Origin of the sequence: Lysinibacillus sp. LK3, assembly GCF_001043675.1 — a bacterium.
Taxonomy (GTDB): domain Bacteria; phylum Bacillota; class Bacilli; order Bacillales_A; family Planococcaceae; genus Lysinibacillus; species Lysinibacillus capsici.
On the sequence record NZ_LDUJ01000011.1, the window covers coordinates 29,992 to 45,581 of the forward strand.

At 35.7% G+C, this 15,590-nt stretch carries 15 protein-coding genes; 8 read left to right on the top strand and 7 right to left on the bottom strand.

The features are described 5' to 3' along the window. The first annotated feature begins 103 nt into the window (after window positions 1-103). The 3 genes from VK91_RS06690 to VK91_RS06700 all read left to right on the top strand — a co-directional run bounded on the left by VK91_RS06690 (window position 104) and on the right by VK91_RS06700 (window position 2,426). A complete protein-coding gene (locus VK91_RS06690; RefSeq protein ID WP_048391895.1) occupies window positions 104-1,249 on the top strand; it encodes a DUF418 domain-containing protein in 1,146 nt (381 codons plus the stop codon). A gap of 222 nt (window positions 1,250-1,471) precedes the next feature. After that, window positions 1,472-2,011 (top strand): SLOG family protein, encoded by a 540-nt coding sequence (locus VK91_RS06695; protein ID WP_369700611.1) that lies wholly within the window; start codon window positions 1,472-1,474, stop codon window positions 2,009-2,011. 100 nt (window positions 2,012-2,111) lie between these two features. Next, the gene (locus tag VK91_RS06700) at window positions 2,112-2,426 is read left to right on the top strand and encodes a hypothetical protein (RefSeq protein WP_048391899.1); all 315 of its coding nucleotides are present in this window, start codon (window positions 2,112-2,114) and stop codon (window positions 2,424-2,426) included. Window positions 2,427-2,476: 50 nt separating this feature from the next. Here VK91_RS06700 and VK91_RS06705 read toward each other — a convergent pair whose 3' ends face one another. The 3 genes from VK91_RS06705 to VK91_RS06715 form a co-directional block, all read right to left on the bottom strand. Beyond that, complete coding sequence (locus tag VK91_RS06705) at window positions 2,477-3,871, bottom strand: L-cystine transporter (protein ID WP_004227708.1); 1,395 nt, start codon at window positions 3,869-3,871, stop codon at window positions 2,477-2,479. Between the two features lie 771 nt (window positions 3,872-4,642). Continuing rightward, entirely contained in the window at window positions 4,643-5,593 is a 951-nt protein-coding gene (locus VK91_RS06710) for a GGDEF domain-containing protein (RefSeq protein WP_048391902.1), read from the bottom strand. Beyond that, entirely contained in the window at window positions 5,571-6,452 is an 882-nt protein-coding gene (locus VK91_RS06715; RefSeq protein WP_048391903.1) for an EAL domain-containing protein, read from the bottom strand. The genes VK91_RS06710 and VK91_RS06715 overlap by 23 nt, the downstream gene beginning before the upstream one ends. Window positions 6,453-6,747: 295 nt before the next feature. On the opposite strand from VK91_RS06715, the gene VK91_RS06720 reads away from it, so the two are divergent. The 4 genes from VK91_RS06720 (at window position 6,748) to VK91_RS06735 (ending at window position 10,663) form a co-directional block, all read left to right on the top strand. After that, window positions 6,748-6,933: a hypothetical protein gene (locus VK91_RS06720; protein WP_009373346.1), complete on the top strand. Its 186-nt coding sequence runs from the start codon at window positions 6,748-6,750 to the stop codon at window positions 6,931-6,933. After that, on the top strand, window positions 6,923-8,341 hold the full coding sequence (locus VK91_RS06725) for an amidase (protein WP_081010925.1): 1,419 nt from the start codon (window positions 6,923-6,925) through the stop codon (window positions 8,339-8,341). Before VK91_RS06720 ends, VK91_RS06725 begins: the two co-directional genes overlap by 11 nt. 161 nt (window positions 8,342-8,502) lie before the next feature. Then, window positions 8,503-9,663: a PucR family transcriptional regulator gene (locus tag VK91_RS06730; RefSeq protein ID WP_048391907.1), complete on the top strand. Its 1,161-nt coding sequence runs from the start codon at window positions 8,503-8,505 to the stop codon at window positions 9,661-9,663. A gap of 103 nt (window positions 9,664-9,766) precedes the next feature. Beyond that, complete coding sequence (locus VK91_RS06735) at window positions 9,767-10,663, top strand: DMT family transporter (RefSeq protein ID WP_048391909.1); 897 nt, start codon at window positions 9,767-9,769, stop codon at window positions 10,661-10,663. Window positions 10,664-10,696: 33 nt separating this feature from the next. On the opposite strand, the gene VK91_RS06740 is transcribed toward VK91_RS06735, so the two are convergent. Beyond that, window positions 10,697-11,266, bottom strand: coding sequence for a YitT family protein (locus VK91_RS06740; RefSeq protein ID WP_048391911.1), 570 nt, complete (start codon window positions 11,264-11,266; stop codon window positions 10,697-10,699). A 181-nt stretch (window positions 11,267-11,447) separates the two neighbouring features. Here VK91_RS06740 and VK91_RS06745 point away from each other — a divergent pair, with 181 nt between their 5' ends. Beyond that, the gene (locus VK91_RS06745; RefSeq protein ID WP_048391913.1) at window positions 11,448-12,734 is read left to right on the top strand and encodes a DUF2252 domain-containing protein; all 1,287 of its coding nucleotides are present in this window, start codon (window positions 11,448-11,450) and stop codon (window positions 12,732-12,734) included. Window positions 12,735-12,777: 43 nt separating this feature from the next. Here the strand turns inward: VK91_RS06745 and VK91_RS06750 are convergent, their stop codons facing one another. From VK91_RS06750 to VK91_RS06760, 3 genes are all read right to left on the bottom strand, one after another. After that, window positions 12,778-13,299, bottom strand: coding sequence for a DUF2179 domain-containing protein (locus VK91_RS06750; RefSeq protein WP_048391915.1), 522 nt, complete (start codon window positions 13,297-13,299; stop codon window positions 12,778-12,780). Between the two features lie 306 nt (window positions 13,300-13,605). Then, window positions 13,606-14,904 carry a nucleobase:cation symporter-2 family protein gene (locus VK91_RS06755; RefSeq protein WP_048391916.1) on the bottom strand — a complete coding sequence of 433 codons (1,299 nt, stop codon included), beginning with the start codon at window positions 14,902-14,904 and terminating at the stop codon, window positions 13,606-13,608. After that, window positions 14,904-15,488, bottom strand: a complete 585-nt coding sequence (locus VK91_RS06760; RefSeq protein WP_048391917.1) for a xanthine phosphoribosyltransferase — start codon at window positions 15,486-15,488, stop codon at window positions 14,904-14,906. The genes VK91_RS06755 and VK91_RS06760 overlap by 1 nt, the downstream gene beginning before the upstream one ends. Window positions 15,489-15,590 lie beyond the last annotated feature (102 nt).

Sequence of the window (15,590 nt, forward strand, 5' to 3'; positions counted from 1 at the left end):
TTCCTCACCTACTTTTAAGATTACTTTAAGGTAGTCATTATTTCACCATAAGCTTCCCTATTTATTATATGTATAAGATAACCAATTAAGGAGATAAAACGCAATGACAACTAATCGTGTTACTTTCATTGATACAATGCGTGGATTTAGTTTATTTGGCATCTTAATGGCAAATTTGCTAATCTTCCAATTCGGGATGTATGGCAAAGATGAATTAAAAAATCTTTCTACCTTAGATAACGGGGCTTTATATTTTGTAAAAGTTGTGATTGAAGGCTCGTTTATGCCCATCTTCACTATTTTATTCGGCTTCTCACTTATTAAATTAATTGAATCCATCCGCAGAAAAAAGAATAAAAGCCGTTGGTCTATTTTACGTCGTGCAACAGGATTAATTGCCCTTGGCTTATTACATTCTATTTTATTGTGGGAAGGCGATATTCTATTTTCTTATGGCTGTATGATGTTATTTTTAATCCCATTTATTAATCGTAAACCAAAAACTTTATTTATTTGGGCTGGTATCCTATTTGTACTAACTACGGCGTTAACATACGGCTCTATGGAAACGTCTAAAAAAGAACAAAAAGAGATAGACACATACATCGAGCAAGCGGATGATGTTTACGCTAACGGCAGCTACTTAGAAATTTTTGATTTTAGAGCTAATGCCGAAGTACCAGGAATGGATGATTCTTCATTTATTTTCATTATATTAATTTTTGCACCTATGTTCTACGCACCACTATTCCTGTTTGGGATGGCACTTGCTAAGAAGCAAGCCTTCGTGGAGATGAATAAGGAAATGAAATGGTATAAGCTTGGTGCTCTCCTTGTACCTATAGGACTCGTATGTAAAAGTGTAAGTTTTATAGAAAGTAAAAGTGCATTTTCTTCTATTTTATTAATGGGCGGCTCCCAGTTATTAGCGATTGGCTATGTTTGCCTCGCAGCATACATTTATAACACCCGTCCAGTTCAACTACTGGCTCCTGCATTTGAGAGCGTTGGCAAACTATCACTAACCAATTATTTACTACAAACCATCATTTGTACAACTGTTTTTTATGGCTATGGCCTTGGCTTATATGGCAAATTAGGGGTCTTTGGCGGAATCCTTTTCGGAATCGTTGTTTATAGCCTGCAATGTGTTTTCAGCCTTGCCTATTTAAAGAAATTTAAACGTGGTCCATTTGAAACAATTTTACGAATATGGACAAATTGGTCTTGGACTGGTCAAGTAAAATAAAACCTCTCAAACAAGCAAATTAGAAAGGAATATTTTTTATGAATAGTGACACAAAAGAAGACTTTACAGACTCATGGTGGTTTTTAGGCATTTGTGCAGCTGTAGCAGTAATTTTAACACTATTTGCCTTTTCATAGACAATATCGATTTCATTTGCCTCCTTGCTGTATACTAGTATTACAACTATACAGCTTAGGAGGTATTTTGTTGTTACAGCGTATTATGATTACTGGCTATAAACCACATGAGCTTGGTATCTTTAATGATAAACATCCTGGTATTGTCATCATAAAGAAAGCACTGGAAGCTCATCTACGTACACTGCTTGATGAAGGACTCGAATGGGTTATTATCAGCGGTCAGCAGGGCGTAGAAACTTGGAGTGCTGAAGTTGTTTTAATGTTAAAAAAAGAATTCCCACTTTTAAAATACGCCGTGATCACACCTTTTTTAGAGCAAGAGAAAAATTGGCAAGATCATAAAAAAGAAAAGTATCAAGCATTAATTGCCCAAGCTGATTTTGTCACAAGCGTGACCAAAAAACCCTATGAAGCTCCTTGGCAATTTATTGAGAAGGACAAATTTATTATCCAAAATACAGATGGACTTTTATTAATTTATGATGAAGAAAATGAGGGTTCACCCAAATATATCAAACGGCTTGCAGAAAAATATATGGAGTCCCATGATTATAATCTTTTAACAGTAACTGCCTATGACTTACAATTAATAGCTGAAGAAATTCAACAGCAAAACTGGTAGAAAAATATTGATATAATTTTCTGACAATTATATACTAGAAGTAATAAAAGCTGATTGTTCTTATGGTTTTTACCTATAATTTGAAAGGAGCTGTCATCATTTGAATAAACATATTGAAATGATTCTTGAAGCTTCTCCCGTAAATGTGTCACATGATACGTATCGTAGAGAATGTCGGTATACACGGGGAATTCATATTGAAGAACAAGAATTTATTGCTATTTTAAATACAATGAGTCATGATTCACGCTTATATTTTGATTTCCATAATCCACGTAAAGAGATTAAAAAGGGAACCTATTTGAATGGACACTCCGGTTTAGCCTACAATATTTATGATTACTATAAACAAAATTATAATATTGAGATATCCGAATTAATCAACGGTAAAGATTTTTATGTAAAAATCGTATAAAGCAGCTGAAGCCCCGTTAAAGTTAAAACTTTAACGGGGCTTCTTTGACCTTATAGGTCTGCTACTTGAGCACCTAATTCTTTATTATTATACATTTCTGTATCTAATTCTTTAGTAATACGCGCTGTTGTAACACCAGCAGTCATTGAACCACTTACATTTAACGCTGTACGACCCATATCAATTAAAGGCTCAACAGAGATTAATACACCTGCTAGAGCAATTGGTAAATCAAGTGCTGATAATACAAGGATAGCTGCAAATGTTGCACCACCACCAACACCTGCTACACCAAATGAGCTAACTGCTACTACTGCAATAACTGTAATAATGAACACAGGGTCAAGTGGATTAATGCCGACTGTCGGTGCAATCATAATGGCTAACATCGCAGGATATACACCTGCACAACCATTTTGACCGATTGATAATCCGAATGAGCCTGAGAAGTTTGCAATCCCCTCAGATACTCCAAGACGACCTGTTTGCGTTTTAATATTCATCGGTAAAGTACCAGCACTAGAACGTGATGTAAAGGCGAATAATAATGTTTCTGCCGATTTTTTCAAATACGTAAATGGATTTAAACCACTTAATGTAATGATTAATAAGTGTACGATTAGAACAATAAATAGTGCTACATAAGAAGCAATAACAAACTTACCTAAATTATAGATAGCTCCAAAATCAGATGTTGCTACCGTACGAGCCATAATCGCTAGAATTCCATATGGCGTTAAGCGTAATACAATTGTTACAACACCCATAACAAGGGCATAGATGGCATCCAAGCCTTTTTTAATTGTAGCTGCTGTTCCCTCATCCTTACGTGCCACACGTAAATAAGCAAAACCAAGGAATGCTGAGAAAATTACAACCGCAATCGTTGAAGTAGAACGAGCACCCGTTAAATCAAGGAACGGATTTGCTGGGAATAACTCAATAATTTGTGTTGGTAAATCAGGAGCTGCTAAGCCCGTTGTTTTTTCTTCAAGGTATTGACCACGTGCAGTTTCTGCGTCACCTTGTAAAATTTGTGTTGCATCTAAATCAAAGACTGTTGCAGAAAGAATACCTACAGCTGCCGAAACGGCTGTTGTACCGATTAAAATGGCTAAAATAAGTGCTGCCATTTTTCCGAAATTTTTACCAATCTTCATTTTAGTAAATGCAATTAAAATGGAGATAAATACTAATGGCATTGCTACCATTTGGAGCAGTTTCACATACCCAGTACCGATAATATTGTACCAAGATGTTGTTTTGGCTAATACTTCAGAATCGAGACCATAAATAAAATGAAGTCCAAGACCAAGTACAATCCCTAAGCCTAAACCGGCAAAAACACGATTAGAAAACTTAACGTGCTTTTTATTCATAACATATAAAATTCCAACGAACACAAGTAACACTGCTACGTTAAGAATGATTTGTAAATTCGACAATGGAATGCCTCCTAAGATGTTTTATAATAATGTAATCGAATTATATACCCATAATCCCTATAATTCAAGTATGTTTTATTAAGATTAATAAATTCCTATAACAAAATGCTTTCTTGCTAAGGATTATACCCCGAAAAATGGCGTAACAATCATCCTCTGGCAAAGGATTAATCATGGAAAAGCTCATAAAAAATGTTTGTAAATGTATAGCTAGTTTAATCAATGCCACTACATTTGGTGACAAATGAGTAACTGCCCCTATACTGTTAGTTTTTAACAGTGCAGGGGCAGCCTTTTAAGCATTATTTCTAATTACAAATCTTGGTTCGTAGTCACTAATGATGTCAAACACACCGTCATTATAGCAGTAGATATGATGTTCTACGGTAGGAATTTCTTTGCTTCCAATCCACTGGAGTTGATCAAACCATTCTGCTGAAGAATTTTTAGATTGTTCTTGGTCATGGCTTTAGTGACCATGTCTACTAAATCAGATCATGGGATTTCTCCAGTATAGCGAAAAGAACAAACATAATCTTGAATAGGTGACATCTTATTGCATTGTTTCGATCTATTAATGTTAAGCATAGTCCTCAATCTGTATAATTCAATGTGGCATTAACGATTTGGGCTCTTTTTAAGCAAGTGACAGGTTGCCAAATGTGCAGTTTTCTTGAATCCATCTAAACCTCCTGTAACCAAAATATATATCAATTTTATTTAAATTTTCATATATTTTACATATTAGTTTCACAAAACTAACATAGTTTGCTAATGAACAAAATAATTTTGTTGTTTATTAATGAGGTAACAACTACCAGCTACTTTTTTACACTGCTTTTTTACATGTGTTACCGCATTGGATAATTGTTCCACAGAGTCAAAATACTGATATTCATTCGTAATAACGGCAATAGATAAAGATGTGCATGTTAAAGGTTCCAGTTCGCCAGATCTATTAGCCACCTGAACATATGCTAGATCCTCTAACTCGTAAAAACTAAGTATGTTGGCATCAAAGTCATCAATAATTTTTTGACACATCTTTTCTACCTCGTAATAAGGTAGAATGGCTACAAAATCATCTCCTCCAATATGTCCTAAAAAATCCTCTACGCCGCAGATATGTCTTTTTAGTATTTCTGTTAAATACCGTAAAATTTTATCGCCTTTATTAAAGCCATATGTGTCATTGTAGGATTTAAAGTGATCTAAATCAAAATAGATTAAACTATATTGCGATAGCTGTAATGCTTCTTCTAATTTTTCATCGATTAATTTATTGCCTGGAAGACTACTTAATGGATTCAGGAAACTTGCAATGGCAACTTGTGTATCAACAAGCTTTAACAATAACTCTCGAATACTAACCATGCCATAATAAAGATTGTTTTTCGTGACAATGACATCATCATATAAATCCTCTGGAGGTCTAGCCATAGCTAATGTACTAACCTCTGTGATTGGTGTATTACGATCAACGATTAAAGGATTTTTCTTTATCATCAGCTGATTTTGACGTTCCATTAATAAATGATAGCCATATCGAGTACCGATTTTTTGATAGAAATGTGTGCGTGTAATATGTCCAATTGGTTTTTCATCACGCACAACAACAACGCTACGCAACGATGGATTACTTGTAAAAAGTACATCTACTTCTTTGTTTTTCACAAATTCATCAATACATGGAACTTTCTCAATGACTTCCCCTATCTTCATGGTCACCCACCCTTATTTTCCCCATATATATTTCCTTTGCAGGCTTTCCTATCGCATATCCCTGTGCATAATGAATGCCAATATGATGGAGATAATCAAGCTCTTCTTGTCTTTCAATCCCTTCAGCGATGATTTTAGTATTGGCTTGTTCAGCATATTTCATTAACAATGTGACGAGCTGCTGTTGTTCACTATTTTGGTCTATGAATTGAATTAATGAACGGTCTAGCTTAATAAATTCCGGCTTTAAATAGATGAGCGTTTTTAAACTATTATAACCTGATCCTACATCATCTACGGCAATGCGATAGCCCTGTGATCGATAATGCGATAATACACGTTCAAACTCCACAAAATCTATTACTGCACTTCGCTCAGTTAGTTCAAAAACCACTTGCTGAGGTTTGATTCCAAGCTCCTTCAATAATTGTAGTGTTTCGCCACTGTGATATTTTTTATCTAATAAAACATTCGGATGTATATTAAGGAACACTAAAAAGTTTTTATTCACCAAGTCTTTGTGTAAACGTTCCTTGAAACGTTTCAAGGAAAGATTTCTACAAAAACATTCAAATAAAAAAACGCAATCTGTTTGTCCTACAAACTCGTAAAACTGGTCCACACTGTTAAATAATGTTGAGGGTAATGGTCGATTTAAGGCTTCAAATCCTATTGTTTGCTGTGACTGTAAATCTACAATAGGTTGAAAGTATGTATGTAAATCGTTATGTTGAATAATTTGTTTCAATGCCTTTAAACGTTTCATATATAACGAACTACTTTGATGCTGACCGTATAAATATTTAAAAAAAGAAAATATATTACTTGTTTTTATACTTTGTCCCACTACAGACTCCATCCCTGCACCTCTTCAATTGGTTATTATGGTTCATTGTACGCTTTGATTGTAAACAGACTGTGAATCGAATGTAAAAAGAGCAAGTTCCAGCAATAGGTTTTAACAAAACTCTTTTCTAGTTAATATTTCACAATATTAAAACTATTACAAATAATTTATTTGATATAAAATGATATTAGTGTATGATTGTAATAATAGGTTTATATTACCTATTATATTTTTTTGTGTTTTTACTGTATTGGTCTTAATAGGGATACCTATTTAGATAAAAATTATTCAAGGGAGGATCCTGTTAATGAGCTTGTCTATTCAACAATTATTGGAGAACAAAGGAATTACACCGAAACCTGAACACCTTGAACTATTAAAAACACGCTGGGAAGGTATGCAGTCACTTCGCAGCAATTTAGAAGGTATTGCGATCGATGATGCAGACATCGCCGTACGTAGTATTCCTGGAGGTGATCACATTGACAACTGATTTACATTTAAAATCTGTTGAAGAGTTGGCACCATTACTTGCATCAAAGTCGCTATCTCCCGTGGAATTAACGAAAGCTATTTTAGATTTTGCTGAGGAAAGTCAACCTAAAATTAATTCCTATATGGCTTTTTATCGGGAAGAAGCCTTAGCAAGGGCAAAAGAAGTTGAACAGGAGATTCTCCAAGGTCATTATAAGGGTATGTATCATGGGATACCTATGGCCTTAAAGGACAACTTGTATTTTAAAGATAAAATAACAACGATGTCCTCAAAAATTCATAAGGACTTCGTTTCTGATTATGATGCGACTGTGGTTGAAAAGCTACGTGATGCTGGTGTTATTTTCACTGGGAAATTAAGTATGCATGAATATGCATGGGGAATTACCAATAACAACCCTCATTATGGCCCTGTTCGTAACCCATGGGACTTAGATAAAATTCCTGGTGGTTCAAGTGGAGGCTCTGGTGCGGCTGTTGCAGCTGGAGCAAGTGTTGCTTCACTAGGGACAGATACAGCAGGCTCTATTCGAATTCCATCTTCTGCTTGCGGCATTGTAGGTTTAAAACCTACACACGGTCGTGTAAGTAAATACGGCTGCTACCCGCTAGCATGGAGCTTAGACCATATTGGTCCGATGACAAAGACAGTTAAGGATGCAGCGGGCTTGCTCGAAGTCATTGCTGGTTTTGATCATCAAGACCCTACTTGCGTGAATGTTCCAGTAGACAACTATGAGAAGCAGCTTACTGGCAATATCAAAGATCTAGTGATTGGTATCAATGAAGAATATTTCTTTAATAATGTTGATGCTGATGTAGAGAAGGCTGTTAGAGCAAGTATTCAAAGCTTAGTGGATTCAGGCGCTAAAGTAGAAGTGGTGCGTATTCCTTCCCTACAATATGCAGAATGGGCAGAGCTTGTGACGTCTCTTTCAGAGGCAGCAGCTATACACCATTCAGATTTACAAAAGAGACCACAAGATTTTGGTGACGATATTCGTCTGCTATTTGAGCTTGGTGAGTTGCCTTCTGCAGTCGATTACTTGCAGGCTCAGCAGGTACGTCGTCAAATCAAGCAGGAGTTTACAGAGATTTTTAATAAGGTAGATGTGCTCATTTCCCCTACCCTACCTATTGTAGCTAGTACAATTGGGGATGATTTTGCAGAGTTAAACGGTCAAAAGGTAGATTTAATTGATAATATTATCCGCTTTACAGGCCCTAGTAACTTAACAGGCTTACCTGCCCTCTCGGTTCCTTGTGGCTTTAAAGGAAACTTACCAATAGGTCTACAAATTATTGGCCCAGCCTTTAAAGAAGGACGCATTTTAAATGTAGGCTATGCTGTTGAGCAAGCAAATCCACAGAGAAATAGAAAACCAAATATTTTTGCTAATATCTAAACGATAAGCACTAGAAATCTGCTCACTTCACGGTATACCACTGAATGAGCAGATTTTTTTGTGAGGGAAACCTGCTAGCATTCATACTAATGGTTTTTTATGAACAAGTAATTTTATAATAGAAGCTAGAAGCTTACTACAGGAAAGGCAATGATCCACTCATGAATGTAGAGAAATTTTTACAACTACCTATTACCAAAGACTTCACTGTTATAGCGGGTCACAATGGCTTAAATAAAGCTGTTCAAAATGTAGAAATATTAGACTTTGAATTTTCACCTGACATCCACCATGTCAGAGATACTATCTTTACACCCAACAGTGTTGTGTTAAGTAGTTTATTATTTGCTAAGCAAAAGCCTGAGTATTTATTCAATGCTGTTAAAAATCTAATTGAGCTTGGTGCTAGTGCTTTAGCTTATAAGCCTGTTATTTTTAAGGAATTACCTGAAGAAGTTTTGTCGTATGCAGAGCAGCATAATTTCCCTATATTGCGCTTTGGTGGAGATGAGTTTTTTGAAAAAATCATTTTAGAAACGATGGCTTATGCTAAGACACAGGATTATTCCTATTTTATAGAAACAATTTTACGAAGGTTAGTGGAGGAAGATGTAACACAGGAGCAAATCAAATCCATTTTACAACAGCTCAATAAGCCCTTTGAAAAATATGTATTTATAGCAAATTTACGAGCTGGTGACACAATCCATCCGAACTGGATGCAGCCCTTTTACTCGTTAGAGCCACTATTAAAATCGGGTATGATTTGTTCTTATAAAAAAAGTCTATTTATCATCATGACACATCCATCTCAGCAATTCCAATTTGAAAGGGTTTTACATGAATGGCTAGCATTATATGCCATACCCACTGATACAATCACTTTCGGCTATAGCAATTGTAATGATACCCAGACTGGATTCTCAATGGCATTACGCGAAGCTTTTTTTGCCAATATTTTCGCTGAAATCGATATGCTCCCTAGCTGTCATTATAAGAATCTCGCGTCTGATTGTTTATTAATCGAGTTATACCGTAAAGATGCAACATTCGCTATGGACTATGTTACCTCCTTTTTAGCCCCTCTACTTGATGATAAGGCTGATCCAGACTTAATGGAGACCGCCATAACTTATATCATTAAAAAAGGAAATATTAAGGAAGTTGCTGTAGCACAATTCTGTCATCCAAATACAATTCGCTATCGTATGGCTAAAATACGTCAGCTAGTAGCGCCCATAGATAATGATTATGTTTTTTATGAACGCCTAGCTGCAGCCGTTAAATTGTACTTATTACATAGCAAAATGAACAGTGACTAATCGCTTTGGAATAAGTACAAAAAAACGCCTGAATATTTAGAAATAAAATCAAATTCTTTTCTTCTCTCTTATGCTATTCTATTGAAGTTAGGAGGAAGAACACATGAAAACTTACATAGCTGATGGCATGTTATTAGTTACTGCAATCGTGTGGGGTAGTGGATTTGTTGTAACGGCCATTGCTCTAGAATATTTAACAGCATATCAAGTAATGGCTGGCAGATTTTTATTAGCTTCAATCATATTAACCGTTTTATTTGGCGCCCGCTTAAAAAAGGCTTCGAGATCAGTAATTTGGAAGGGAGCTTTATTAGGTACGATTTTGTATATAGCGTTTGCCCTTCAAACAGTCGGACTGCAATATACAACACCATCTAAAAATGCCTTTTTAACCGCAGTTAATGTCATTATTGTTCCTTTAATAGCATATGCCGTTTATAAACGGCGTATTGATGGCTACGAAATCATTGGTTCGATAATGGCAATTGTGGGCATTGGCTTTTTATCATTACAAGGCTCATTGACAATGAATATAGGTGATGCCCTATCATTAGCTTGTGCTGTTGCTTTTGCCTTTGATATCTTTTGTACAAACCTTTTTGTTCAAAAAGAAGATGCCATTGCTCTAACTATTATTCAGTTTCTCACAGCATCCTTTATAGGTGTTATCGTTGTCATTAGTCAAGGTGAAATTCCTACGTCGCTTGAAAAAGAGGCAATTTACTCGCTTGTTTATTTAGGGATTTTTTCTACGACAATAGCTTATCTTTTCCAGAATGTGGCCAATCAATATACAACTGCCACAAAGGCTGCGATTATACTATCAACGGAATCTTTTTTCGGCATGGTTTTATCCGTTATCTTTTTGCATGAAATGCTAACAAGCCGTATGGTCGTTGGTGCCGTCCTTATTTTACTAGCTATACTAATTGCCGAAGTGAAACCCGCACATCCAAAAAAGAAGCTAATGAAAGCACTCGATAATCAGACCCCCAAATAGTTTCAGTTTATACTGGAACTTTTTTTATGTTTATTAAACTCGACTAGTAATAATGCTTGTCGTAATCCCCACAACTAGCACTGTAATTATAGATAATAGCAAGGTCGAGGTGGATAGGAGGAAGCCACCTATAACAATCACGATGGAATCAATAAAAAATATTAATATCCCAACATTAATACCCGTTTTATCACAGATAAATTGTGCTATCAAGTCAGTTCCCCCTGTGCTTGTCTGAAATCGCAGCATTAGACCAATACCAAAGCCTACAAGTATTCCTCCAAGAATGGCACTATAGAGCGCATCAATTTGCACAAGATTGCGGACAGGCTTTAAAAAATCGATAATGAAGGAAGACGTTAGTAAGCCATGTATACTATTGTAAAAATAGGTTTTATATTTAAACCACGCAATAATAAAAATTGGAATACTAATGATAATAATCATTAAACCAATTTGGAGCTTATATAAATAATGTAATATTAGCGCTAACCCTACTACTCCCCCATCTAAAATTTCATAGGGCGTTAAAAATAAGTTTATTCCTAACGACAATGAAATACTTCCTATTATAATGACTAGACTTTTTGTAAAGAAATACATACAACCCCCCTCCGTGTCTATGCATGTCTTATAGTATGAAAATAGGTTATTGAACATGTTATGAAATAACCCTAGATGATTAGCCATTTTTATCGAGTGCATTTGCTAAATTTCTTCGAAACTTATTCAATTTATTTCCGTATATACAGATAAATTTTAAATTAACAAAGGGGATTATGATATGGAGCATGCTTTATTGGAACAAGTTAAACATACTAGAACTTTTTTAAGACAAGAACAATTGGAAACAATCTTTGAAGAGTTTGATGGTCAACGAATGCGCTTAACAGAGGTACAGCGCTTGGAGAAATACCGTAAAATGCTTGAAAGTCCTTTTCGCTTTTTCCGTGGAAGTGCCTATCTCTTTTATTTTGATATGACAAAATCCGCTTCAATCTTCCATACTCCTGATAGAAAACCGACTTGGATTCAAGGTGACATGCATATGGATAACTTCGGTGCTTTTCAAAATGAAGCTGGCTCCATTGTTTTTGATGTCAATGATTTCGATGAGGGCTATGTCGGTTCATATTTATACGATATTATTCGTATGAGTATTAGTATTGCACTTTATTTAGAAGAACAAGGCTTACATAAGACAACACAAGAAACGGCTATTCAACATTTTCTTAATAGTTATATCAATCAACTAAAACGATTTGAGCGTAAACAGGATGATCCTTTAACACTCATTTTCACAAAGAACAATACCAAAGGACCCGCAAAGAGGTTATTGAAAAAGCTTGAGAAACGCCAACGATCCTATTTTTTACAGGATATTACGTATCTCAATGAAGACGGCGAGCGCGCTTTCTTATGGAATGAAGAAATTCAACCAGTCACTGCTGAGGAATACAGTGCCATTTCAAACGCACTTTCTACATATAAAATTAGGGACATAGCTTATAAATATGGATCTGGTACAGCTTCAATCGGTTTAAAACGTTACTATATTTTAGTGGAAGATGAAAAGGGTGCATCATGGGTTGAAAATTTAGTGTTAGAAATGAAAGAAGTACGCACAGCCATTCCTGCCTACTTTCTTCCCTATCAGGATCTATTTTGGGCTCATTATGAGCACCAAGGAGCACGAGTAGTTGGAACTCAAAAAGCCATGCACCACTTAGAGGATCCACATTTAGCCTTTATTACAATGAATGGTCAGGAATTTTATATTCGAGAACGTTCTCCTTATAAAAAGAAGATTAAGCCTAAAAACTATAAGGATGTAGAGGATTACTTTACAACAACATCACTTATGGGGAAAATTGCCGCTAAAATACATGCACGAGCTGACATCGATTATTCTCATGTTTTTACCTATCACAGCGAGGAGGAGATTTTAAAAGCAATCGGTAAAGAACGGAATGTATTTATAGAACATACAATTTTACAAGCAATGAGTTACAAAGAAACCGTCTATACAGATTATGACTTATTCAAAAACTGGGTTGAAACAAAAATGTAAAAAGGGACCTTCGCTTTTAGCGAAGGTCCTCTCATATTGAATATTATTTTTGCTTGGCCTTCATACGAGCAAGTAAAAAGCCGCCCTTAAATGATTTAGGCTCATACGAGATAATAAACGCATTCGGCTCAAATTGCTCTACTATTTGAAAGAGCTCTCCTTCACGATTCCTCTTCGTTAAGATCTCATATTTATAGCGGTTACTATCTCGCCCTTCTCCTATATAAATCGTGACTGCAAACCCTTCGTGGCGAAGAAATTTCACAAGCTCTTCATTTTTATTTTGCGTATTAATGGTTGTATAAACATAGCCTATCGCTAGCTTTCGTTCTATTTTTGCTCCTAAAAATATACCTAATCCAAACCCAACTGCATAGACAACCATAGATAACATACTTTGCTTCCCACTGAAAACGAGTGAAAGGCCAAATACATACACCAACATCTCCAGCATACCAAATATCGCTGCAAGGAATGTGATATTCTTTACCAAAAATATTGTTCGTAATGTTAAAAAAGGTACATATACTAATTGTAGGATTAAAATTAAAACAATACTTTGCATTTGTGCTAGACCTTTCTGAGAGTAGTTTTATATAAGTATATGTTGAAAGGGAGAGTTACATGCGATTTCAACAACTCTATTTTAAATTCCCTTTTAGTCTAATGTTAAACATTCCTTATGACAGTCTAAAGTTATTTTAACGGAACAAATTTTAACTAAAATCATAATCTATAGTTTAAAACATACAATCCATAACAACAAAAAAGTGACACCTCCTCAAATCTAAATCAATAGATAAAAGTAGGTATCACTTTCTTTTCATCAAAATATGTAAAATATTTAGATGAATGTTATTTAATTATCTTTTTATACTTCCCCGTGCATCGGGTCTTTTTTATGCTTAGGCCCAATCATGTTGAATAAAATATTTAGGATAATCGCTGTGACTGAACCACAAACAATACCATTTGACGTTAAGATTGAAACGCTTGTTGGCAGTGCATCAAAAATGCCAGGAACAACGGATACACCGACACCTAAACTTACTGCAATCGCTGCAATCATTGCGTTTTCCGCTGATTCATTCATAACAGGTACAAGCATTCCCATACCTTGTGTAATCACCATACCGAACATCGCAAGCATTGCCGCACCTAGTACAGACGTTGGAATAATTGTTGTTAATGCTGCGATTTTTGGTAGGAAGCCTAATGCTACAAGTAGACCACCTGTGATGTAAATGACTTTACGGTCCTTAACGCCTGACATACGAGTTAGTCCCACGTTTTGTGAGAATGTTGTGTATGGGAAGGCATTGAAAATACCACCGATTACTGAAGCTAGACCTTCTGAACGGTAGCCACGAGCCAAATCTTTTGAATCTATTTTTTTATTACAAATATCACTTAGCGCAAAATAGACACCAGATGATTCTACTAAAGATACCATTGCTACAAGTGTCATGGTAATAATCGCCGTTACATCAAATGTTGGCATGCCAAAGTAGAAAGGTTGTACCATGTGAAATACATTAGCATCTGCAACTGGGGTGAAATCCACCTTGTCCATGAAAGCACCTAAAACAGTACCTACTACTAATCCTATTAAAATTGAAATAGCACGAACAAAGCCCGTAGAAAAGCGATAAACGACTAAAATGATAACCAATGTAATAAAGGCTAAAGCTACATTAGAAGCAGAGGCAAAATCCTCAGCACCTTGTCCACCTGCCATATTGTTTAATGCTACTGGTAATAAGGAAATACCGATAATTGAAACAACTGATCCTGTTACGACTGGTGGGAAGAATTTCACAAGCTTGCCGAAGAAGCCCGCAATTATCATTACAATTACACCAGAGGCAATAATAGAACCATAAATGTCCGTAATACCCTGCTCTGGGTTTGTACCAATCGCAATAATTGGACTTACCGCTGTGAATGTACAGCCAAGTACTACAGGTAAGCCAATACCAATGAATTTACCTGAATAAACCTGTAAAAGTGTAGCGATCCCGCACATCATAATATCAATCGCTACTAAATACGTCATTTGTGTTGAATCGAAGCCAATTGCCCCACCGATAATCAGTGGCACTAAGATGGCTCCAGCATACATTGCAAGTAAATGTTGAATCGCTAGCGCAGTCGATTTAAAGGTATTCATTACGCGCGAGCCTCCGTAGCAAATGTTACTTTACCATCTTCAAGAGAATCTACTATTGCTAATGACTCAACGCGAACACCTTGCTCACGCAATAGTTTTCCGCCATCTTGGAAGCCCTTTTCAATAACAATTCCAACTCCTACAACATTCGCACCCGCTTGTGCAGCAATATCAAGTAAGCCTTTGACAGCCTCACCATTAGCTAAGAAATCATCTACGATTAAAATATTGTCATCTTCGCTTAAGAAATTACGTGAGACAGAGATCTCATTTGTTTCATTTTTTGTGAATGAATGTACCTTTGAAGAATAAAGGTTATCTGAAAGAGTTAATGATTTACGTTTACGAGCAAACACGACAGGCGCGCCAATTTCTAAGCCTAACATCACGGATGGGGCAATACCTGAAGATTCTATTGTTAAAATCTTTGTAATCACTTGATCAGAGAAACGATTTGCAAATTCATGACCAATTTCCTTCATTAGCATCGGATCAATTTGATGGTTTAAAAATGAATCAACTTTTAATACGGATGAAGATAATACTTTACCCTCTTGCATAATTTTGTCTTGTAATAACTTCATTTCTTTCATATCCTTCTTTCGTAAAAAATTATAAAAAAACGCTGAATACTTTGATTCCATTCTGCTACGAGTGGAGCAAAGCATTCAGCGCAAAAACGTCGA